Source organism: Ruegeria sp. AB11 (assembly GCF_056536325.1).
This window is the reverse complement of the sequence record NZ_JBQFJO010000002.1, coordinates 129586-153368: the sequence shown is the minus strand read 5'-3', so window position 1 is coordinate 153368 and position 23783 is coordinate 129586. Positions and strand designations below refer to the sequence as shown.

The 23783-nt window shown below is 52.2% G+C and carries 15 protein-coding genes and 2 pseudogenes; 6 read left to right on the top strand and 11 right to left on the bottom strand.

From position 1 onward, the window contains the following. Nucleotides 1-2: 2 nt before the first annotated feature. From ACR3EJ_RS20230 to ACR3EJ_RS20210, 5 genes are read right to left on the bottom strand one after another with little or no spacing between them, the layout of a single operon-like run. The gene (locus tag ACR3EJ_RS20230) at nt 3-422 is read right to left on the bottom strand and encodes a GtrA family protein (RefSeq protein ID WP_170546037.1); all 420 of its coding nucleotides are present in this window, start codon (nt 420-422) and stop codon (nt 3-5) included. Then, the gene (locus ACR3EJ_RS20225) at nt 403-1578 is read right to left on the bottom strand and encodes an FAD-dependent oxidoreductase (protein ID WP_170546035.1); all 1176 of its coding nucleotides are present in this window, start codon (nt 1576-1578) and stop codon (nt 403-405) included. The genes ACR3EJ_RS20230 and ACR3EJ_RS20225 overlap by 20 nt, the downstream gene beginning before the upstream one ends. After that, entirely contained in the window at nt 1575-2627 is a 1053-nt protein-coding gene (locus ACR3EJ_RS20220) for a hypothetical protein (protein ID WP_170546031.1), read from the bottom strand. The genes ACR3EJ_RS20225 and ACR3EJ_RS20220 overlap by 4 nt, the downstream gene beginning before the upstream one ends. Further along, on the bottom strand, nt 2624-3466 hold the full coding sequence (locus ACR3EJ_RS20215) for a sugar phosphate isomerase/epimerase family protein (RefSeq protein WP_170546028.1): 843 nt from the start codon (nt 3464-3466) through the stop codon (nt 2624-2626). The genes ACR3EJ_RS20220 and ACR3EJ_RS20215 overlap by 4 nt, the downstream gene beginning before the upstream one ends. A gap of 3 nt (nt 3467-3469) precedes the next feature. Then, the gene (locus tag ACR3EJ_RS20210) at nt 3470-4435 is read right to left on the bottom strand and encodes an NAD-dependent epimerase/dehydratase family protein (RefSeq protein ID WP_170546025.1); all 966 of its coding nucleotides are present in this window, start codon (nt 4433-4435) and stop codon (nt 3470-3472) included. 1019 nt (nt 4436-5454) lie between these two features. Here ACR3EJ_RS20210 and ACR3EJ_RS20205 point away from each other — a divergent pair. The 3 genes from ACR3EJ_RS20205 to ACR3EJ_RS20195 are packed head-to-tail and all read left to right on the top strand — an operon-like array spanning nt 5455 to nt 8606. Then, nucleotides 5455-6201: an ExeA family protein gene (locus ACR3EJ_RS20205; protein WP_480423435.1), complete on the top strand. Its 747-nt coding sequence runs from the start codon at nt 5455-5457 to the stop codon at nt 6199-6201. Beyond that, complete coding sequence (locus ACR3EJ_RS20200; protein ID WP_170546019.1) at nt 6198-7754, top strand: Wzz/FepE/Etk N-terminal domain-containing protein; 1557 nt, start codon at nt 6198-6200, stop codon at nt 7752-7754. The genes ACR3EJ_RS20205 and ACR3EJ_RS20200 overlap by 4 nt, the downstream gene beginning before the upstream one ends. A 15-nt stretch (nt 7755-7769) precedes the next feature. After that, the gene (locus ACR3EJ_RS20195; protein WP_170546015.1) at nt 7770-8606 is read left to right on the top strand and encodes a CpsD/CapB family tyrosine-protein kinase; all 837 of its coding nucleotides are present in this window, start codon (nt 7770-7772) and stop codon (nt 8604-8606) included. A gap of 66 nt (nt 8607-8672) precedes the next feature. Here the strand turns inward: ACR3EJ_RS20195 and ACR3EJ_RS20190 are convergent, their stop codons facing one another. Continuing rightward, entirely contained in the window at nt 8673-9464 is a 792-nt protein-coding gene (locus ACR3EJ_RS20190; protein ID WP_170546012.1) for a WecB/TagA/CpsF family glycosyltransferase, read from the bottom strand. A 727-nt stretch (nt 9465-10191) separates the two neighbouring features. On the opposite strand from ACR3EJ_RS20190, the gene ACR3EJ_RS20185 reads away from it, so the two are divergent. Continuing rightward, nucleotides 10192-14901 carry a PA14 domain-containing protein gene (locus ACR3EJ_RS20185; protein WP_170546009.1) on the top strand — a complete coding sequence of 1570 codons (4710 nt, stop codon included), beginning with the start codon at nt 10192-10194 and terminating at the stop codon, nt 14899-14901. Between the two features lie 134 nt (nt 14902-15035). Here the strand turns inward: ACR3EJ_RS20185 and ACR3EJ_RS20180 are convergent, their stop codons facing one another. Then, entirely contained in the window at nt 15036-16271 is a 1236-nt protein-coding gene (locus tag ACR3EJ_RS20180) for a glycosyltransferase (RefSeq protein WP_170546007.1), read from the bottom strand. A 262-nt stretch (nt 16272-16533) separates the two neighbouring features. Here ACR3EJ_RS20180 and ACR3EJ_RS20175 point away from each other — a divergent pair. After that, nucleotides 16534-17283, top strand: a pseudogene (locus tag ACR3EJ_RS20175) (IS5 family transposase). 26 nt (nt 17284-17309) lie between these two features. On the opposite strand, the gene ACR3EJ_RS20170 reads toward ACR3EJ_RS20175, so the two are convergent. The 4 genes and pseudogenes from ACR3EJ_RS20170 to ACR3EJ_RS20155 all read right to left on the bottom strand — a co-directional run. Continuing rightward, nucleotides 17310-18524, bottom strand: a complete 1215-nt coding sequence (locus tag ACR3EJ_RS20170; RefSeq protein WP_170546004.1) for a glycosyltransferase — start codon at nt 18522-18524, stop codon at nt 17310-17312. 581 nt (nt 18525-19105) lie between these two features. Beyond that, entirely contained in the window at nt 19106-20179 is a 1074-nt protein-coding gene (locus ACR3EJ_RS20165) for a DegT/DnrJ/EryC1/StrS family aminotransferase (RefSeq protein WP_170546001.1), read from the bottom strand. Between the two features lie 168 nt (nt 20180-20347). Beyond that, nucleotides 20348-21481 (bottom strand): hypothetical protein, encoded by a 1134-nt coding sequence (locus tag ACR3EJ_RS20160; protein ID WP_170545998.1) that lies wholly within the window; start codon nt 21479-21481, stop codon nt 20348-20350. Between the two features lie 531 nt (nt 21482-22012). Beyond that, nucleotides 22013-22474: pseudogene (locus tag ACR3EJ_RS20155) on the bottom strand (IS6 family transposase); the annotation flags it as partial. A 254-nt stretch (nt 22475-22728) separates the two neighbouring features. On the opposite strand from ACR3EJ_RS20155, the gene ACR3EJ_RS20150 reads away from it, so the two are divergent. After that, a complete protein-coding gene (locus ACR3EJ_RS20150; protein WP_170545995.1) occupies nt 22729-23766 on the top strand; it encodes a glycosyltransferase family 4 protein in 1038 nt (345 codons plus the stop codon). Nucleotides 23767-23783: the final 17 nt, after the last annotated feature.

Sequence of the window (23783 nt, the reverse complement as noted above, 5' to 3'; positions counted from 1 at the left end):
GATCATTCTCCAGATGTTGATTGGGGCTGATCGTCGCGTTGAAAAACCCAGTGTTTTGAAAGCAAAAAATTGGCGGTGAAAGACACGCCGACTGCCAGGCACAAGATCACCATAGGCGCTGTCTGTGCAGGAAGCAGGGCGGCCAATACCCAGACCGCTGCAGCTCGAACTGCCATGGTGACGCCAAGCGCCCCCAGATACCGAAGCCGTCGCGAGCCGGAGCCTTTCGCCTTTTGCCCGGCAAAGGCCCAATGATCGAGAACGACAAAGTTAAAGATCGCACCAAAGGCCACACCGATAACGGCGGCGAGTTCAATCGGGACACCAATCGCCAACACACTGCGCGCGGCGGCCAGATCGACGATCAGGCCAAGCGCCACCGTGGCGCCATATCGCAGAAACTCATGCCGTTTCCGTGACATGGCCGTCTCTGTCCGCAAGGATATATCGAAAGTCCGCTCGTTTCAGCGCATCATGCTGGGTGCGTAGATGGGAAAACAGATCATAAATATTGTCGATCTTACCGCCCAGCACAGATGTGACTCGACCACCGCGCGGTTCTTCGTGGACAAGAATTGGGCGTCCGTCGTCGACTTCGTTCTTCACCAGAACCGTTTTGACATCATAGATCGGCTCTCCATCCGAAATGCCGCCAACGCAGGGCAGATACCGGGATGCGTCCAAAACCATGTGTCTGAGTCGACTTTCGGGCTCAAACCGGGCGAAGGCTTCATAGGGAGAAACCGGCCTTGATTGATCCGTCCAACTGACATGCGGAGTGTAGCGCACGTGAGTCAGTGAGTATTTTCCTGCCGCTGGATAGGGCATGAGCGAAAAGAATGGCCCATCCATAACCGTGACCGCATAACCCTGCATCTCGTCGGGGGGATCCACAAGGGCAAGCTCTGTCATTTCGTGTTTGAGCCGCGCCTGAGGCAGCCCAGATTGCCTGAGTACGTGGTTAATCTGGGCGTAAGTGACGTTGAAGACTTGGTCTGCAAGAATTTCGCTGCCATCCGACAAATGAACGACCGCTGCATGTGCATCTGAGTTGTCGTCGATGGACAAGACTTCGGTCCCAAGCCGCAAATCGAGATTGAGCGCATCCATCCGGGCCGCCAGTTGATTTGCCAGGACAGAGTAGTCAAAGGCAAATTCATCCGCGCGAAAAACCGCCTCGATCCGGTCGTCATCGAACAATGCGGCTTCCTGCCGCGACGCCAACGCAATCGGCGCCTTCATATTCTCGAACATTTTGCGAAATCGATTGGCAGACACTTTCGAACGTTGACGCGCCACGGCATAGAGCATCTGGAAATCAGATACGATCGCATCGGGAAAATCATTGGCGAAACGATGGCACAATTTGCGTGATTTCAACGCAGTCAACATCGAGCGGGGGTAATGAAAGCCTGAGTGCAAGCGCGCCTGATTGACCCGCGACGCGCGCGTCATGATCTCGGATCCCGCCTCGACCAGAACGACATCGCGCGTTGTGGAACGTAAAAACAGAGCCAGGCAACAACCATAGAACCCGCCGCCTATCACCAGATACTTGACTCGACGCGGCGAGGTCACGGTGCACCACCTGCCGAACGCTTCTGTACCAATGCGGTGGGCGCTGGGGCTTCTTGCCGATCTTCAAGCTTTTCGGTGCCATCGGTATCGACATTGAGCGCATTAGACACGCTTTCAAACAGATCAACCGAGCTGCGCTCGGCCACCAGATAGTCGACTGTACGGCCGCGTATGATCTCCATCGCTTTGCGCAGGGTCACACAAATCGCAAACAGAGCGGCACCCAGGAAGGCGAGCATACCCGAAATCGAAAGCGACAGGGTGGTCCAGCCTTCGGCGATATCCGTTTTGGTGAAATATATGACCACCACATAGATCGCAAAAAGCACCGCGCTGACAAACATGAATGCAGAAAACAATGCCACGGCACTCAGCAGTGAAGGTCCCGCTTCGGTCACCATCCGCAGTAGCAGGTCAGACCGGCTGGTTGTGCGCGCCACCCAGGTGGATTCGTGAACTGTTACGGCACCTTTGACGTCGGGCGCGCGCCGAAGCACCGTCAGTGAGTTGTCCCGAGGCGGGAAGCGCAGGGCCAGCACGGGGTTTGCATCGTTGAGCAGGCGATTCAGGGCCGTACGCGGTATCGTGATGGTCTGCATGTCGCGGGTGCTGGCCTGAAATCCGCTGGCACGGCCAAGAATTGAGATGAAAGGTTCGGCCATCACCATGGCCTTGCGCTGACCCAAGACAACAGCGTTGTGGTCCTGTGCTTCGTCGATCATTGCGGGAATATCGAAGCTGTTCACCTCGTTCACCGAGGTGATTACCACAAAGTCTCCGATCGCTTCCGAGGCGGCAATGACCCGGCGTTGACTGTTGTCCAACCCGCGTACCACCGACAGATAGCGTACGTTCGGGACCGTGATCAGCGCCTCTTCCATGGCAGTATCGTAGCCGGTTTCGTTGACGACGAGTATTTCCCAATAGCGGTAGTTGTTCTTTAATATTTCCGCAGTCGCCGCAATATGCGGAACCGCAGTGTCGGGGGCGTAGGCGTCTGTGAAGCATACAGATATCAGGATGTCGTCGCGCAGCTTCGGTCCGCTCATGGGTCACCTCCGCTGAGATGACGTGCTGCAGACAGGTTGCTAAGCGCCGCATCCAGACCGGTAAGCCCATCTTCGGGCCGGCGCATCTCGATCGAAACCGCGCGCTGGTATCCAAGTGTGTGCAAGGTGTGCAGCACCAGTGCCGCATCTTCCGGGCTTGCAGGTGCGGGGGCGAGAAACGGTTCGCTGATATGGACATGGCTGAGCGTCGGGCCCGCCGCAGTCAACTGATCCTTGACCCGATCAAATGTGCCGGTCAGCAGCGTCGCACCAACGTCGAAATTCAGCATGATTGCAGCATGATCAGCGCGTTTCACGAAATCAAGCGTTTCATCGGGCGTTATCAGGAAATTGGTGTCATATTCGTCGGGGTTGCACTCCATCGCGATTATTGTGCCCGCAGCTGCGGCGGCGTCAGCGAGCGGTGTCAGAATTTCGATGGCCCTGTCGACAGCAGCGTCCGGTTGCATCTCCGGTGGTCGCTGGCGCTGTTTGGGTGAGCCCATCACAAGATTGGGTATCTCGAGCCGTCCTGCCAAAGTGATTGCGCGTTTCAATCCCCGTTCAAAGGCCATCCGTCCAGTATCTTCGCCGAATAAATCGGCGCCTTCGACTCCGAAAAGCAGAGACTGCATCGAAACGATTTTCAGCCCGAATTCTTCAAGTTCGTCCCGAACTGACGCGATCTGGGCATCGGTTGGCTCGAACGGGTCGTCTGCAGTGTTGAACAGTAGGCCAGGGGCGATCTCTAGCCCAGTAATGCCCTCAGCCTGTAGCCTGGCATAGACGTCGCGGCGATCATCTGCGGTCCAGGCGATATTTGAAACGGCATATTGCATTGCTCAACCTTCCATCGAGGCTGAGAAGAAACTGGTCAGTGCCGCCAGTACATCATCGCAGGAGCGATTGTATGGACCGTTTTGGCCGAAAAGCCCAGCGTGTTGAGTGCGCATGTCTTCCTGGTGAAGTTTTCCGGCAGTTTCGGGCATGTTCCGTCCGATGAGGGCGCGATGAACTTCGGATGCCATAAGCGGTTCCGGCGCAAGGTGCAGAACATCCAACCCGGCCTCCAGCGCAAGGTTGATGTCCGAATTCAGTCGCGTCATTTCATAGAACTGATAGGTGGTTTGGCAGTTGTGGAACATGACGGCGTTAATGCCAAGGTGATCCGCCTCGGCCGTCAGTTCAGCCCGATCCGGCAATGCCGCCAGTGCAGCACGATTGATCACATACATACCAACTGCATCATCGGCGGAGTAAACTTTACCTAACGTTGGGGTCAATGAGGCCGGGAGCTGGGTTTCCAGCTTTTCATAAGCGGCCGAATTCAGCATGGTGGGCATGGGATTCATCAGGTCGAAGATGAAGTTCTTCATCAATCCGGGCCCGAACAAGGCTGGTAAGCGAACGATCAGGCATTGCGGGAAATGGGCCTGACAGGCTTGCTCCAGCCTTCTGCGGTTGACGCCATAGGCGACGGTTTCCTGATAATTTGCATTAGTTTCAGTATATCCGCCATCGAAACGGTCCAGTACGGCGATTGTTGAAATCAGCACAAATCTGCGCGCTTGCATCCGTGAAAGCGAGGCGATCAATGCATCAATGCGTTGGGCGTCGCGGTCCGGATACTTGTTGGCCTCAAACATCGAACCGGGCGCGGCAGCGCAATATAGCGTGTCAAATCTCTGGCCTTCGGCGTTTTGCACGGTGCGAGAGTTAAACCTATGCGCATCCGGCAGAGCTCTCGCGAGGGTTGAACCAACAAAGCCAGTGTGTCCCAGAATGCCGATCTCGAATTGTAACGCCATGGTCAGATTGTCTCCAATCGGCTTTTTTACTCATTACTTACATCGCGGACGGACCGCAGCGATACACAATAAACCAGAACCCGGTAATCTTGGACCAGCCAGATGGCTGACCGCTGGGCCCCGTTGACGATGATGCCAGAGCAATCGGACACCGCCACAAGTGGAGTAAGCTCCGGTTTCGGGTCTGTCAAAGAGAAAGAACCGGCCGGTAACCCCATTCAGATAGCGCCTTTTCGGAGATTCTACCAAGTTGACTAAGCAGAAGCTTTAGCCAGGACAACTCTCACACTGTATCGAGCGCTGACTCGTCGAGCGCTCGAGTTCTTCACAATAGCGGCATCAGGGCGCGATTGTTTCCAATTAGCGTCGATAATTCATTGGCGAATTTGAATTAAGTTCAGCGGCTCTGCGCGACATGCAAGCTCCAAATTTGCAGCCATTTCAGTCGATGAGTCCGACCGCAGATGCCAGTGAAGCAACCTTTTCTAGTGAATTACGGCACATTACGACGCTTTGCGTGGGTGCGTCTTGGTCTGTTCTCGACGCAAAAACCCTTGAAATGCTGAAGCAAACGTTCACTTTGCACATACTCGGGTTGTGCTATGCTGAAGTGCGAGGGAATTCTGAGACAATGACGGGGATTCGGGATTTATATCTTTATACTCATCCCCGCAGGATGACTGGTCTTGTACGCGTTGCCCGAAAAACCGCTTAAGTTGTGGCCTAAATCACATGTGTTTGCTACGAGAGGTGGTAAGTAAATAATAGCTGTAGTTTAGAGTGTAGCGCTAAAAAGTCTGAATTCCCGAACCACTATGGGGATATCCGAGAGTTCGGATATGTTGGCGCAAGTAAATGAGTACGAGGATTTGAATATTCGTCCCAGCCAAACACCGAGCGACAACTCTAGTTCGCTTGACATCTACTCCGCTCACTTCGGGTTAACCGAGCGGCCTTTTTCCCTGTTACCCGACCCGGAATTCATTTTCTGGTCTAAAGCTCATCTTCAGGCGTACACGATGCTGGAGTACGGCATCCTGACACGAGCGCCGATCACCCTGATTACCGGCGATGTGGGGGCTGGCAAGACAACGCTGTTGCACCATCTTCTGAAAAGCGTCGGGAGTGATGTGAAGATCGGCTTGATCTCAAACGCCCACGGCGATCGTGGCGAGCTGTTGCGCTGGGTCTTAATGGCGTTGGATCAGCCCGCCCCTGCTGATGCTACCTATGTCGACCTCTTTGCCAATTTCCAGGCCCATTTGATTGAGGAATATGCCAAAGGTCACCGGGTGATCCTGATATTTGACGAAGCTCAGAACCTGACATCTGAATCGCTGGAAGAGCTCAGGATGTTCACGAACATCAATTCAAACAAGGATGAGTTGTTGCAGTTGGTCCTGGTTGGCCAACCCGAACTACAGGAAATCATCCGTCGCCCAGAAATGCGTCAGTTTGCGCAACGCGTGGCGTCGAGTTTCCACTTGAAGGCAATGGATAAGAAAACAGTGCGCAAATACGTGGCACACAGACTTGATGTAGCAGGGGCCGAACGCAATTTTTTCAGCCCGGCCGCAACCGATCAGATCTACGAATCCACAAAAGGAGTGCCGCGTTTGGTTAATCAGCTTTGCGATCTGTCGATGGTTTATGCCTTTACGCGAGGCCGCAAAGGCGTCGTGCAGCACACGGTAGAGATGGTCCTCAACGATGGTGCCTTTTTCGCCGCGAGTTTGGATTCGGACAAAAACGGCCTGACATCATGACGAACGATATCCGGTTTTACCTTTCTTTGGTGTGGCGCAGGCTCTATTTCATTACCCCTATCATTGTGTTTTGCACACTTGCTGGCATTTACGCGGCATTTATGCTGCCGCCGGTTTACAAAGCCCAATCTCGGCTGGTTGTGGAATCCGCGCAGATCCCGGGAGATCTTGCCTCAACAACCGTGCAGGCTAGCGTCGTCGAAATTCTGCAGGTTATCCAGCAACGGGTAATGGCAAGGGCCAATTTGCTGGAATTGTCGCAACGCTTTGGCGTGCATGACGACCAACCAAATTTGACATCGGACGAAATCGTCTGGGATATGGAAGAACGGATTGAGCTTCAGTTACCCTTTGATACCCGAAATCAGGCCGCATTCGTGACAGTATCTTTTGCGGCGCCGGATGCCGAGAATTCGGCCCGGGTTACCAACGAACTGGTCACTCAGATCCTGCAAGAGAACGTGGCAATGCGCACAGGTGTTGCGGCGCAAACGCTGGACTTTTTTGTGCAAGAGGTGGCTCGTTTGGATGGTGAAATGGCAGAGCAAAACCGCAAGATCCTTGAATTCAAAGAGGCGCATAAAGATGCCTTGCCGGACAGCCTGACCTATAGCCGTGAACGCCAGTCCTCGTTGCAGGAACGTATATTGCAGTTGGATCGCGAACTGTCGGGTCTGCGCGACCGCCGTTCCCGGCTTGTTGAAGTCTACGAACGGACTGGACGTTCGGACCTGGCCGGTGAGAGCCTGACGCCGGAACAGCGCCGTCTGCGGCAATTGCAGGACGAGCGGGCCTCGGCTCTTGTAATCTATTCATCTGATCATCCGCGCATTCGGTCGCTGGACGGTCAGATCGCGGCGTTGGAGGCGGCCAATATCCAATTGGGTCTTGGCACTGAAACGGCACCCAATTTCACAGCGTTCGACCTCCAAGTTTCCGATATCGATGGGCAGATCGATTTCATCGAGGCTCAAAAAACCGACATCAATACCGAACTGGAATTACTGGCCCAATCCATCGAGGCCACGCCAACTAATGCGATTGCCCTTGGCACGCTCGAGCGGGACTATGATAATCTGCAATTGCAATACACTCAGGCGACGGCCAGCCTCGCTGAGGCTCGCACCGGCGATCAAATCGAGGCGCAATCCCGCGGCCAGCGCATCACCGTGACAGAGCATGCCACTGTACCGACGTTCCCAGCGGAACCTAGTCGCAAAAAAGTTGCAGCCATTGGGATGGCCGCCGGTTTGGCGTTGGCAGGGGGGCTGTTTGTACTACTGGAGATCCTCAACTCGACGGTACGCAGACCTGTCGATATATCCTCGCGTCTTGGCGAACCTGTTTTTGGAACTGTGCCATATATGTGGACGAGACGCGAGATCGCTATCCGTCGCAGCATGATTGTCGCTGGGCTGTGCCTTCCGATCGTGGGTGCAGTTGCGGCTTTGTATCTCATTCACTTATATTACTTGCCACTTGATCTTGTTATCGAAAAGGTCGCCGAAAAGCTTGGCGCGACATATTTGCTTGATCGGTTGAATTTGGGATAACGGGACACGAAGGTTATGGAACGTATTCAAACTGCCATCCAGAAAGCCCGCGAAGCGCGGAGAGTTTCTGATGCAGAAAAAAAGGAGCAGACCTCCGCGCCGACGCCGGTCGAAACACTGCAGCCAGAGGGGTCTCCTGCTTCACTTAAGGAAAAGCTGTGGGCAGACCTGCCCAAGTATAAATTGAATCCGAAGCAGTTGATGCGGGCACGTATTTCCGGCCACGAGGCGACTACAGAATCTGTATCCTTCGATGTGTTGCGCACACGCATGATGCATCAGATGCAAAGCAATAACTGGCGCCGGGTCGCAATCGCATCGCCCGGTTCTGCCTGTGGCAAGACAACTCTGTGTCTGAATCTAGCTTTTAGCTTTGCGCGTCAGCGAAATACTCGGGTGATATTGGTCGATCTCGACCTGCGCCGCCCATCGATTCACAAGTTGCTGCAAACAGGTGAATATCACTTTGCTAAAGCGTTGGAAGGTGAAAGTCAGCCAGAAGATCACATCGTTTGCTATGATGAAAAGTTGGCTTTTGCTCTGAATAGCCACTCGGTCCCGGAGTCAGCCGAGTTGCTTCAGGACAAAGATGCGGCCCATGTCATTGATCGGATGGAAGAGCGGTATCAGCCCGACATCATGTTGTTCGATACGCCCCCCATGCTGACCTGCGACGATACATATGCCTTTCTAGATCAGATTGACTGCGTGCTTCTGGTGGCCGCTGCGGAAAATTCTACCGCTGAAGAGCTGGAGAAGTGCAAAGACGAGATTTCGGCACGCTGCAATCTCTTGGGCGTGGTATTGAATAAATGCCGTTATCTCGAAACGCTGGATAAATACGGCTACTGACGATTGTTGTCAGCAGGTGTGGGGTTGCCAAGGCTTGAGCAAGACAAATGTCCGCTGGCGCGAGATTCAACGCGTGAAACGCGCCCACAAGGCCTGACACGACAACTTTGGCAAGATGACCAAACACCGTCCGTAGCGCGTTGCCAAACGAACCGGGTGGCTAACCATGCGCCAGACCCATTCCAAGGCCAGTTTGCGAACCCAGGACGGTGCCCGTGTCTGGCTGCCTGCGATAAAATCAAGCCCAGCCCCAATTGAGACAAAACCGCAGGCTGGGGCAAGCTGCGCCCCGCGGACCGCCAGCATTTCTTGTTTGGGCGCACCAAGGGCCAAGAAGCACAGGCGCGCACCTTCCGTGTGGATTGTTTCAAGATAGGTGGCAACTTCGGGCCCATCGGGATCAAGCCCAAAGGGGGGCGCAATCTTTGTCACGACGCGGAGCCCGGGATTATCCTTTTCCAGTAGGTCCGCTGCGCGATCCAACGTGTCCTGAGTTGCCCCCAGCAGTGCGACGGATATGTCGTGCTCGGCGGCCAGCCGCGCGAGCGGGGCGATAAGGTCTGAGCCGGGCATCAGTTCGATGGATCGTCCCGCCAGACGCGACAGCCACACAATGGGATTGCCGTCAGCGACGACGTGAGTGTGCGCAATATAGGCTGAATGAAACTCGGGCATCTGACGCATCTTCACGATGTGGTCCAGATTCAATGTGGCCAGCGTAAAGCCTTGCCTTTTATCCCAGCAGCTGACGATACTTTCAAAAAGTCCTGTTTTTGTTGGCTGACTGATCAGCGACAGAAACTCCGGGCCTTGCGCTGTTTGTTGTGTCGCAATGTCAGTTTCGGAATTCACAAACACTATTCCACTCTTATTGAACCAATGACCTTTGATGGCTCAGCAATGTGTTGTTGTCTATTGTTAGTTGCTGGCTTTTGCTGGAGCGGCCAAAATACGTTTATTGTTCCGGCGGTTTTTACAAAGCGATTCCAAGTTGTCACGCAGTGGGCCAAAAAAACCGGTAGTTGAAAAGCTAGGCATGTTTCCCGCGTTGAGCAGTGTATTGCTGCCAACTTACATGAAGATTCTATGAAAAAATTAATGAAATTTGGGCGGCAATAGGCGTCAAACGGCCTGTGCGCACAGAAAAATCGGCGTCTTGGGCATAAATTCGGCGGAAAATTGGGCGCGCTCGGCAATGTACCGCTTGCGTTTATGGCATTCAGTATTTCTGGGTTGTGGGCAATTTGCCCCCTGAGTATGCCATTGTTCAGGGATGGTGAACTAGTACTTCGTTGCGTTTAAACGACCATGATTCCCGGGGGTTACGGACCGCTGGGCACAATAGGACTATGTGTGAGAGATGGCTTGCAGCTGGGCAAAGGCCCCTAAAACAATGACTGCGATTTCGCGGCTATTAGCTATTCCTTATCAAAAGAGTACTCAGAATGGACACAATTCCGCCGTGGATATGTTCATTTGCCAGAGTCCCGCCGCACTTTCGCCTTTGTGTCTCCGTACCCCGTAATCGCCACCACATCAATTGGAGCCAAATTCGGCTTTTGTTGCCTGAACCAAGGATAACGTCATGAGCAGTATCGATATTCGGAATTTCGGGATCCCAACTCAAGGCTTGGGTTTCGTCGCAGAATATTACGTTTTGCCTAATTGGGTTTCCAGCCTGAGTGAAATCGACTTTGAGAGTACGCCCGCTGCTGTTGAAATCACGACAGAGCTAAATACGGAGTTATCCTACGATGCCTTTTGGGACGGTGGGCCACAGGATTCTTTCGCTGCGCGCTATTCTGGTGATCTGAATGTGACCGAGGGTGGGCTATATACCTTCTACTTAACGTCGGATGATGGTTCAGCACTTTATATCAATGGTGAGTTGGTCATCAATAATGACGGCAATCATGGTGCGCGACTGATCCCGGTTACGCTGGACTTGAGCGCAGGTAAGCACGACATCGAAATCCGATACTTTGAAAGTGGGGGTGCACAAACACTAAAGCTGGAATGGTCCGGGCCTGACACCGACAATTCCATTCAGCTAGTGGACTCGAGCGCTGTTGAGTACTCCTCGCCTGATGGGTCTGAGACTTCAGAGGAAGGCGTTAGCGGAGATGGGCACCAAGCGGGTACTGTAGCTGCACCCGATGCTGAAGCAATGACTCATCCGGGACTTGAGGCTAAATTTGTTCGAGTCCAACGCGGAGAGACAAGCCTGAGTCAGATTGATTTTGACGCCGAACCTATTTCGGAGCAAATTCTAACCGAGATTGACTTTCGTAAAAGCAAAAAAGCGTGGTCTGATGTGGGCTACCATAACCGTTTTGCTGCAGAGATAACAGGTCACCTAAACGTCGAAACCGCAGGTGAGTACACAATTTACCTGAAATCAGATGATGGTTCTGCCTTGTACCTTGATGGCGAACTGGTCATCGATAATGATGGGCGGCACACTACAACACAAATACAGAAAACACTTTATCTGACTGCGGGTGCTCATGATCTCGAGTTGTTGTATTTTGACTACTGGGGCGAGCAGACGCTCAGGCTGTTTTGGAGCGGTCCCGATACGGATGGTGTTAGACAAATTATCAGCGGTGACAGCCTGAGTCACGGCGAGCTTGGCACCGACACGGGTGAAGACCAGGACAACACAGATACCACGGATGGTGCGCACGATGGCTCCGATGGCACTGACCATGTCGGGCATGACGGTACCGATACCACTGATGGATCGGATCACGCCGGTCATGATGGCACCGACGACACCACTGACGGTACCGATACGACAGACGGCACCGATCACGGTGGGCATGATGGTACTGGCACCACAGACGATCAGGCGACGCAAAATCGAGGTCTTGCCGCTCAGTATTTCGTATTGCCAACAGCGGCTTGGAGCCTTGCGGATATCGATTTCGATGCGACGCCTGATGCCACTGGTTCCGTTTCTGAACTGAACTTCCAAAGCTCAAATGACCCATTCTGGGAGAGCGGTGTGCATGATGAGTTCGCGGCGCGTTATTTTGGCACACTGAATGTGGCAGCGGCCGGAACTTACACGATTTATCTAACGTCTGATGATGGCTCTGCGCTTTATCTGAATGGTGAGCAGGTGATCAACAATGACGGCGCCCATGCTGGCGTAACAGTCCCGGTCACACTTGATCTGGAAGCGGGCGAACACGACATCGAAATCCGGTATTTCGAGATTTGGGGCGAACAGGTCCTCAGATTGGAATGGAGCGGTCCCGATACAAACGGGGCGATCGAAGTTATCTCGGGCGACAGCCTGACGCAACCGGCAAACGGTGCAGATGATACGGATCATTCCGGGCACGACGGTACCGATACGACAGATGGTACCGACACCACGGATGGCTCTGATACCACGGATGATACGGATCATTCCGGGCACGACGGTACCGATACGACAGATGGTACCGACACCACGGACGGCTCTGATACCACGGATGGTACGGATCATGGCGGTCACGACGGTACCGATGCCACAGATGGCACGGATACCACGGACGGTACGGACCACGGCGGTCACGATGGTACTGACACGACAGACGGGACCGATACCACGGATGGTACGGATCATAGCGGTCACGACACCACGGATGGCACTGATACCACCGACGGAACCGACCACAGTGACCATGGCGGTCATAGTAGCGACGACGAAGTGGACCACGGCGGTGCCAACATTCCGGGCACGATCCCGGAACCGACAAGCCCGGAAGAGTATGATGCTTTCGTTGAAGCGGTGATGGCTGAACCAAATGCGCATGCGCATGGCGATGACACGAGCATGATGGTGGAACACGGCCAATTGCTTGACCTTGTTCCGCGCTCAGAGGCAACGCATGTGGCGGTGTCTGATGGCGACTGGTTCGATCCCAATACATGGCACGAAGGTAGAATACCGGATGCAGGGGCCAATGTTCTGATCCCGAAAAACATTGCGGTCCGTTATAATGGCGAAAGTGAAGCTTCGTTGTTCACGGTTCGTGTCGATGGTGAGCTTTCCTTCGCAACCGATATTGACAGCCGCATGGTTGTCGACACATTGGTGGTCGATACATCGGGCCGGCTTGAAATTGGCACCGCCGAGAATCCGATTGCGGCGAATGTGAATGTCGACATTGTCATTGCCAACAATGGTGATATCGACGTCAACTGGGATCCATCCTTGCTGTCGCGCGGGGTGATTTCGCACGGCCAGGTTGAGATTTATGGCGCTGAGAAAGACGCGTTTTTGAATGTCTCTGAAGCACCGATGACTGGAGATACTAGTTTGTCTCTGTCTGAGGTGCCCGATGGCTGGCAAGTGGGCGACAAAATTGTACTTACTGGTACACACCAGAGGGGCCATTCCAGTACCATAGAGGGTTATGTCGAGCCTCAGGATGAAGAACTGACGATCACGGCGATAAACGGCAACCAGATTATCTTTGAACCTCCTTTGGAGTATGATCACGATACTCCGCGCGAAGATCTGTTCGCTTACGTCTCGAACATGTCGCGCAACATCACGATCTCGAGCGAGGATGGTGATGCCACCGAAACTCATCATCGTGGGCACGTGATGTTTATGCATAACGATGATGTCGATGTGCGTTACGCGGCGTTCGAGGATCTTGGTCGTACCGATAAATCTTTCCTCGCCGTTCAGAGCACAGCGGATCTGGCGGTTGTAGAGCCAGACAGCAACATTCAGGGACGCTATTCGCTTCATTTCCATAGAACCGGTACGTCGGACCCAGATGATCCGGCAATGGCTGTCGGGAACGTTGTTGATGGCTCTCCGGGTTGGGGTTTTGTGCACCATTCCAGTAATGCGAATTTCACCGATAACGTCGCCTTCGACATTTTTGGTGCAGCCTTCGCGGCAGAAGCCGGGGATGAAACCGGTATTTGGCTCAGAAATATGGCGATCAACGTCGAAGGTACCAACTGGGGTGATTGGAACGTCAAAGACGCAACGCGCGTCGCCGCGCAGGACACCGGCCACACTGGAGACGGTTTCTTTTTCGCCGGACGTCTGGTGGAAGCGGCTGAAAACGTCGCGGCGAACACCAATAACGGCTTCGTCTGGATGCATCGCAACAGCAAAGAGAATCCTGACTCTGCAAACCTGGATCACCCCGAGATCGCGTATGGTCAAGATGAGATTCTGAACAACTATGCTCCGATTCAGGGTTTCCGTGACAATGAAGCCTTTGGAACAAACACAGGCATTATCGTTCTCAAAGACATGCCTTGGCAGGAGACGCATGAAATCCGATCTGTATTTGACGGTTTCCTGAACTGGGAGACCGCGAACGGGGTAAACCTGAGCTATACATCGCATTACACGCTGATAGACTTTGATTTGATCAACACGACCGAGCGGTTTGGCGATGTCACGCATTATGGGGTGCTTCTAGGCAGCAACACGACCGATATGGTGTTCAATGGTCTGCGTGTCGAAGGCTTTGACAGAGGTGTTGACATGGAATGGGATCCGCACTGGACCGTTCCGGATGAAGACATCGCCCATATCATTATTGATTATGAAGGCATCAATAACCGAACTGATCTTTATGGTTTCAATCCGAACCAGCATCAATTGCTGACATCAGATGATCTCACACCTGGTCGGATGGAGTTTATCCACAATGGCGACACCAGCCTTGCAGTGGGTGAGAGCTTCAGTTTCGACGGGATCAAGACGGACTCGATCGGAACTCGCGATCGTGTCTTGTCTCAGGATCCACTGGAGCTCGATTTCTATGATCATATCATCCACATCATCTCGGAAGAGGGGTATTATTCCACGCCAGATGGCCGAAACGTCATTCTGATCGACGATTTCCTTGCTGACCGCGCCACTGGTGAATTGACCCGGATCACTCACGTTGTGACGCTGGAAATGACCCATGAAGAGCTGGCCAACAACTACATGATCAACAATGCCGCAAACGGTGCCAGATATAATGGTGTGATCAATCTGGGTGGATCAGCTCCGGATGCACAGGATGACAATTTCTCCACCAACGTGAGTCAGGGAATCCTGGTTGACGTGCTGGCCAATGACTCTGATGCAGAAGATGCGGTGCTTAATGTCAGCGGTTTCACTGACCCTGAGCATGGTGACGTATACGTGCAGGAAGATGGCAGTTTGCTGTATCAGCCAGATCTCGGCTATGAGGGAACGGATAGCTTCGATTACTGGGTTGCGGATTCCTCCGGGCAGTTGAACGAAGCAACCGTCACCATTGAGGTCTTCGATATCTGATCTCTGCGAGCTAAACGCAGATACAATTTCTCTGCTTTTGTGATTATAAAGGCCCATCATTGGAAAAAATGGTGGGCTTTTTCAGGATTGTATAGAAAGGATAAAGTGATCCAAATCCCAATCGTGAAGACGCTTCATGGATTAACGGGTAGGTGCTTTTTGATCAAATCGCTGCGATGGATAAAAACCGCTTCATCGTCGAATGGCTCGCCATCCAGTTTTGCTTTGGTGATTAGGTCCGCGAGGAAGGTACGATCTATTTCGAGCTCTTTGATAAGACTTGATAGCTTATCAATTTCTCCGATTTTAGCGAATTTTCCGCCCTGATGGACATCCACGAGATCTCGAGCGTATACGCTATCATATCCAATCAATGGCGTGCCTGAAATAAGAGCTTCGATCAGGCAACGGGGGGACTCGGGTGTTTTGTGGCAAAATAGGAAAATATGTGCCTCTTGAATTGCCTTTAAGACCTCTTCTCTATCTGAGACAAACCCAGGCGTTCGAACCCTGTCCGACAGCCCGCTCCGGGCAATACGCTCTTTCATCCGCGACATCTGCGATCCGCCGCCCAGCCACGTAGCCTGAAAATCTATCCCATCCGAGGCGAGATTTTCCAGAACTTCTATCCAGTCCAGAGGCCCTTTTAACTCTTCAGCTCGGCCCGTATAGACTATTTTAAGCGGACCACTTTGGGCGCCCTCAATCTTACGGTTTAATGCTGTCTCTGTGATATGGTCTTCAGCGCTATAATGAATATCGTGCACAATCTGCGGGTTGACCGAATATTGTTTGTAGGTTTCGAACGTGTCACGCCCGTGGAAAAGGCCGAGGTTCGCTTGGCGTATTGCTTTCCTCTCGTACACCACCATCGGAAGGTAAGTCACACGTGCCATTAGGCGCCTACGCCAGTTTCCTTCGTTACGTGTCCTCCACACAACTTGCGAGTGTACACTATCTGTCCAAACTGCATGCGGTCTGTTCATTTGAACCGCAACGCTGCAAGATACTAATCCCCAATCACCGAACAGACCGCCAATAGCGAAAGAGAGATAGTCTGCTTGAGCGATATACCCTGCTATTCGGCGTCTGGTTGCGCGTAATTGTCTATAAAACTGATCCGGACGAAAGGCCTCCGGCATTGGGATAATCTCAACCCGATCAAGCAAATGCTTGCTGATTTCTATCGAACTCCATCCTTTAGGTGGGGTCCCTTTCATAAGCGGCATCATCACCATGACGCGCTCAAAAGATTTCGCCCAAAGTCTCAGACCATTCAAAGCCTGATCCTCTGCAAACAGAGTGTCATTTTGGGAATAAAGGGGGGCAGGGGCGTACAAAAGCAATGTGCCATGTTTCTCTGTTTCCATCTTTAACCTATATCTTACTGACACTATCAGACTGAAAAATGATCCTAGCTCATCATCATATTTGGACTACAAGATTTTTCATACATCAATAATTTGTCAACGATTTGTTCCTCGTTCGTTGAATAGAGCCCCGAAGGGCATTAACTGAATGTGAGCAGCCTCATCTGACTGGTCAAAGTTGATTGTTAGGTTCTGAACCTAATAATTTGGTTGCCGTCATCCGGCCTGCGGGATTCATACCCGTGAGTTTCAGGGGTATAACATGAGCAATCTATTCTGGTTGACTGACGAGCAGATGGAGCGGCTTCAGCATTACTTTCCAAAGAGCCATGGTAAGCAGAGGGTTGATGATCGACGTGTTCTGAGTGGAATTATCTTCATCAATCGCAATGGGTTACGTTGGTTCGATGCGCCGCGAGAATATGGGCCGCCAAAAAACACTGTACAATCGCTCGAAACGATGGAGCGATATGAGTGTGTTCGCTCGGATCATGAACGGGCTGGCTGCGCAGGGAACAGATCATAAAACCATCATGATTGACGCAACATACCTCAAAGCGCACCGCACGGCTTCCAGCCTGCGGTTGAAAAAGGGGGGCGTGGCAGGCTGATAGGGCGTACCAAGGGTGGTATGAATACGAAACTGCACGCTGTTACTGACAGTCTGGGACGCCCCATCCGTTTCCTCCTATCCGCTGGGCAGGTGAGCGATTACACGGGCGCCAGGACTCTGGTAAACAATCTGCCTTCGGCTGACTGGCTGCTGGGTGACCGCGGCTATGACGCCGACTGGTTCCGCGAAGCCCTTAATGACAGGGGAATAAAGCCCTGTATCCCAGGTCGAAAGTCACGCGACAAGCCCTTCCGATACGACAAGCGCCGCTACAAACGACGGAACCGCATTGAGGTCATGTTCGGACGCCTGAAGGATTGGCGGCGCGTCGCCACCCGATATGACAGATGCCCAAAGGTATTCCTCTCGGCCATCGCTCTCGCTGCTACAGTCTTATAATGGCTGTAAATCAATGAGTCTGGAGCCTAGCGAGTTCTGCTACGTCGCCACGATTTTGCTGCTTCGGCGAAGTGGTGCGCGCGACGCTTGAAAGTCTTCTCGAAGCAATGTTCGCGAGCAAAGTTTCGGCCACGATATGCGGATTCAATCAGCATTTCGCGATTGCGATCAAGTACTGCGATCTGCTCCGCCATACTTTCGGCATCACCTAAAGGTCTGACAAACCCACTGCCAGCATGTGATGCTATGCCCATGAAAGCTTCGTTTGCAAATCCGACGATAGGCACGCCGCAGGACATTACCTCTGAATACGTGCTTGAGGGGTCACCTTGTGGGTGGCAACTGACGAACAAATCTGCCTCGCGTTTGAGCAATGGAACCCAACCAGATAGAAAATCCATAGGTTGGTGGATTGTGACCCAGTCTTCGACGCCATTTCGCCTTATAGCGTCGACAAGACGGGCTTCCTCCGGCCCTGATCCATAGATGCGAAACTGGAAGTTGATACCACGGTCGACAAGTCCGCGCGCAACGCGCGGTAGATGCAGGACCCCTTTCATCGGAACAAAGCGCCCGCCAAAGATCAGGCGAAGTGGTTTTGCGGAGCGCAATACTTCCGCCTTCCTTGCAAGGTCGTCGTCACTTGCAACGTCTGATCTGCGGACCCGATTGTCAAAAAACACAAACGCATCAGGTCGGTTGGGTCTGTACGCATCATGTATTGGCACACCGTTGCATTGCAGTCCGGCCACGAAACCGAGCAGTTCCCTTCGGGTACGCTCTGCATTCCAGATCCATATTTTTCGGCGCAGTTTTCTTAAAAAGTTCACCCGCGTAGCGTCAATAATCTGAAATTCGGTTTTCAACGTATACTCACACACGTGAATCACGGGTATCCCACGAGAATAACACTGGCGCGTCAGTTCTGCTTGACTCGGGTCAAGAAAACCAACGACGGCCCCCGCTCCAGTTATACGCTGAATCAAATCAGCCAATGCTTTGGGTCGTTCTTCAACCCGAGTACGCAGGTTTTGGTCAGGGTGAACTTCGACATGATCCATGTCGGAAGAGGCGGTCGGAGAAACTTCAGCAAGAGTTGTTACTTCACCGTCCCAGTGCTTTGCGTATTCGGCTGCCCCATCGAGGTACTTTTGTGTTAGAACTAGCCCTCCGCCAGGACCGCGGTGGGCCTTCAACACCGGCAACAGGATGAGTTCATTTGGCTTGCTAGGGTAAATCAAGAAATCATGTCCGGTATTTTGTCGAAACTATAGTAACCAACTGCTAATCCCTCATCAGCGAGATGGCCCACTAGGAATACAAATAGAGTAGCTTATCGGTCTCTGAACTCATTGCAAGGGGGGTGGTGGAACAGCCATCCAAATTTCACTCGCCAGTCTAGAGGCGGAACTGAGCGCTTGCGTGTCCACTACACCATCCTTCAACTACTAGCTTCGTAATCGTGTACCAGTTCGCAGTTTAATTGCACCTCTTGCTACCTCGCACCTGCATTTTGAAGCTCTCGTCGTGCTTAATCAGACATGATGAGCAAAACGCAATAGCTCGCTGGGGATGCGCTCAAGATGTCGATACCCTTGTCCTGGCACGCTTGTTTACTGATTTCTCGCACCCGCAGGTGCACGACATTGTGGAACAATTTTAAACGGGATTTCGCCGACAAAACAAATGTTAGATGGGAAAGAAGTCTTGATGTCCGCAGGTATGGATATCCTTGTCCATATCTTTTTCGAAAGTGGTCGCCCAAATTGCGATCAGCTAACACCAGAGGCTACCCGAGCTATCAAAACATCCCAAGTCAAGTTCATCTGGCAATACCTAGACAATTTTCCGTTGGCCGAGATTGGGCCAAGACTCTCTGGATATCGTCACGTATCTCGTCGTCGTTCACTTTGGCCACATCCTTATGGCAAGGGATATTCACGACGCGGTTGAAGATATCAACAGCATTGGGTCGGGGGGCTGCCGGTACATAGTATTTCTGGAAAGTCAGATGGCGGGTAAGCGCCATCTGCTCATAAGGTACATGATCGGATGCCAGAAAGGGAATACTGGTCATTGGAATATTCGCAACCGGCGTATGCAGCGGCTTCAAACCCAGACCTGTCGCGATCGAAATCACTCGATCACGTTGTTCAATCGAAGGCGGTCCCCAGGTTCCAGCGCTTTCGATACGGTCGATCAAAAAGGCGCAGGAGACGTCTGATATCTTACAATTGCCCACCCAAAAGGCACTGTCGGCCAAATCGAAGCCATAGCTGGTCAATTCGACCAGATGGGCCGCCTGATCTTTTGGGAGGATCGCCAAACCGCCCTCGCCCAAACCATAGGGTTTTGTGTGATGAAGGCTGATCGCCTGCCATGGCACATTCGGAAGTTTTGTGTGAAACCCCGACGCGTTATCCAGCAGCAGCCGTTTGCACAGGCGACGCGCTAGCGCTGAATAATCCGAAAAGTCCTGGTATAGACCAAGTGGGTTGGTCACGATGATACCATCGTAAGTGACCGGATCTAACGCCTCGAGCGCGTGCAGATCCAACAGGCCTCTGTCATCACAGTCGAGAAACAGGACATCATCGAAACGTCCCCGTCCAAGGTTTTGGAATGTATATGCCGAAGCAACCCATTTCATGCGGCGGCCTGCGCGGTACGATTGCAGGGCTGCCAGCGCTTCTAAAGCCATACCACCATTGGCCAATGGAACGACATCCCAGGTTTCGGGTAACCCAACATGATCAATGCAAAGCGCACGCAGCTCGTGATATAGAGGTCCCTGGTTCGCCCATTGGCTTTGGTTGGCGCAGGCTTGCAGCAGCTCTGATACACGGGCCATATTTGGCTGTTTTTCTTCAACAAACAGTACTTTGCGACCACGCATCGAGTCATCCCACAATAGAAATGCTTGCCGATTCTACCCTAGCCGCCAACAAATGCATAAAAAAATACTTATGGCCGTCTACTGAAACCCTTCGCGTTGTTACAATCAATCGAACCTGCGCCTACTGTCCGCAATACAAAAACAGTTGATACTCAGGTAAAAGCGGGCTCATCCTAAGACGACTCCTACGGCATGTACGAATTGGAAAACAAAACCTTCGATTGGCTCTGGCGCTATATGACTAATTCCTACAAGTAGACTGAAACTCAAAACCACAACATACGTTGCCCTGTGCGCTGGCAAGTTTATGGCTTTGCGTGTTTCCGCCAAAACCAACAACAGAAATGTCAAAACGAATACCTGCATCGACAACCAACGGCTCCAGTCAGTAGCGATCGGATACAGCATGAAAGGGGTTCCGGCGCTGACTAGAAACAACGCCCATTCGAACCGCCCATTCAGAACTCGGGTCGCGATCCACAGACAGGGCAACAGCAGCAGCGTGATCATCAGCGCTACGACTGCAAGGTTCACACGAACCAGAACGATAACCTTCACCGCTGAAGTCGTGCCGCCAAATCCGTCTACCAGCCATGGAAATATTCCACCACACAATCGATCAATTAATCCAGCGCTCAACAAGCGCGTGCACATGGCATCGGTATCCGGGACACTGACATAGATCACCGAAAAAACAGCTGCCGCCAGCGAGATCAGCCACAGGATCGCAATCGGCCCTATCGACTTTTGTTTTCCAAGACGGAAATAAAGCGCCGCGCTTAGCCCTGGAACTAAAAACAAATTGGCTTCGTGGAAGAAAACCGACAGGCCATAGAGGGTCACGACAGTCGCCACACCCACCGAACCGCTGCTTCGGGGAAAAAGCAATGGTAGGAACGCAGCCAACCCCAATAGTTCTTTTCGGTAAGCTGCGGTGGTATCGTTGACCCAGAACAGCACAAGTGCCGGGCTAACCAACAAGATCACGACCACATCGGGCATTCTCAGCGACAGACCTTTTGCAAAAAGGACCGCAATTATCAACACCGTCAAAACAGCCTGAACTGTGCTGACCAGAATCAGTGGATTTACATGTGACAGTTCGGAAATAAACAGGAAGAGTTCGCCCGATATGCCCCTACGAACTATTCCGCTGGAGTAGTTCACCAGCCAGTCAGCATGCTGAAATTCACCACCGCCAGCTTGGGACAAGTAAACAAGACGGCGTAACAAGAGCAGTGTCGATACAAGAAATACAAAGGCAACCAGCAATGCGTTCCAGCGCTTAATCTCCGTCAGCATCAGACGTTCATCTTTCAACATTAACAATCACAATACTTCAGCTAGTGTTTAACACTTCTTTGACCTTAAGACACCTGAGGTGTTCTCAAGCTGGGCGTAGCTCGCAATGTGTTGCTGGCACTTTCCAAATGACACTGATTGGACAAGCAAGCGAATGACCAGCTGCCCCGCGGTCAAAATTGCAACGATGCAGTTTATCCTAGCCCCCTAAACCTGGGCCATTAATGTTGCTGAGAATGGAGGAGTTGAGATGGCGAGAAAGCGACACTCAGACGAAGACATCTTGAAGCTGCTGCGTGCGATTGAGTTGAAGCTTGCGGATGGCGGCGACGTGCAGACGGCGTGCCGCGCTGTCGGTATTAAAGCGTTTCGGGATAAACCTGAGGTATAGCCGGCAGCCTTGAAGTAGGTCCAGCACTCAGTTGGATCGTACAAATCGCAAATGTCCCCAATTGCGTTGAACACTTCGGTGAGGGTTCTGGCACCGATCCTTCGCAAGTGGGGGTCTGCCCTCAGCCGGAGCAAACCCCAACCAAAGCTCTTGAGCATCTTTTTGATCGCCTTGATGCCAGTTGTTTTGGCACCACTTTTGTCGATGGCGATCTTGCGTGGTAACCTGTTCACCGCGAGCGTGCGGGCGAAAAACTTCGTCGCCGCGGCGTTGTTCCGGCGCTCGGACAATATGAAATCCAGAATCTTACCGTGTTTTTCGATTGCTCGGTAAAGAGAAACCCGCCCGCCCCTCACTTTTAAAAATGTTACATCCATGCGCCACGAACGGTCTGCGGGACGCTTTTCATACCGCGCTGTTTCAGCAATGAGGCCTGCATACCGACCGACACAGCGGTTTAGCGTTGTGTTATCATGGTCGACGCCGCGTTCCGCCATGGTTTCTTCTAGATCCCAGTATGAAACACCGTAGCGCAGGTAGAAGAAAACCGCGTGCAGGATCACGTCTTTCGGAAAATGCGCGCCTTTAAAAAAGATAATCACGGTCTGCTCCTGTCATGTCAGCATGCGTAACCAGAACTGTGTTCGATCTGACAGGTAGGGGCGAATTTTGCGACAGAACCCAAAAAACTGACGATAGCTGCCAATAAAAAATATTTCGTCCTGTGGGGCTTTTTACGGCTGTGTCAAATAGATAAAGGGCGCCGCTCGCTCGCTCTTGTCATCGACCTAATGAATCGCTTTATTGCCCAAAATATTGCAACCATCTCTGAAGCAGATTCAGGCAGGAGCGTAGAGTGCATAATCTTGAGGTCATTGCTCCCAATCTGAAGCGAAGTCTTTCGGGGGTGACAACAACCATAGTCCGCTTACTGCCAATTCAAAAAGAGATGATCGGCATTTGTGCGACCGGACCGGGTCTTCCAACGGATATCCCACATATAAGGCTCTGGAAAACATTGTTTTTGCCTCGCGATGTTAAGCGGGTCTGGCACGCGCGTCGAAATGCTGAAATGCTGATGGGCTTAGTGTTGACAACAATCTTCCGGCGAAACTTCAAACTGCTCTTTACGTCAGCAGCCCAACGCAATCATTCTGCTTACACCAAATGGCTGATATCAAAAATGGATGCACTGATCGCAACAACTCCTCAGGCTGCATCGTTCCTGGATCATCCCGCAACAGTCATTATGCATGGTGTAAACACCAACTTGTTCCATCCTGAGGATGATAAAAGAGCTCTAAGAAACAAACTTGGACTTCCTCACTGTACATTGGTTGGTTGCTTTGGACGTATTCGCCCCCAAAAAGGTGTCGACCTATTGGTGGACGCAGCCATTGAAGTGCTGCCTGCGTTTCCAAATGTCGAAATTGTATTCACAGGTCGCACAACAAAAGAGTTTATCGAGTTTAAACAATTGCAAGAGACAAAATTGCAATCAGCCGGCTTGGCGGAGCGTGTGCACTTCTTAGGTGAACGCCCATGGAGCGAACTCGTCGAATTATACCGTGCACTGGACTTGTTTGTTGCGCCTGCTCGGCACGAAGGATTTGGACTGACTCCTTTGGAAGCAATGGCTTCAGGTGTTCCCGTCATTGCTTGCGATGGGGTAGGCGCCTTTAATGCCCAAATTGAAGATGGTGAGACAGGACGGCTGGTGGAGAAGGACAATGCCGAGGCTTTGGCTGACGCGCTTAGAGAAATGCTTTCAGACCGCGACAGACTAACGGTCAAAGGCCGTGCTGCCAGATGCCATGTCCAACAGAATTTTAGAATTGAGAGCGAAGCGAGGGCTATAGTTCAAGTGTATCGCTCACTACTAAAAGCTTCCTGACCACCTGAATATTGCCG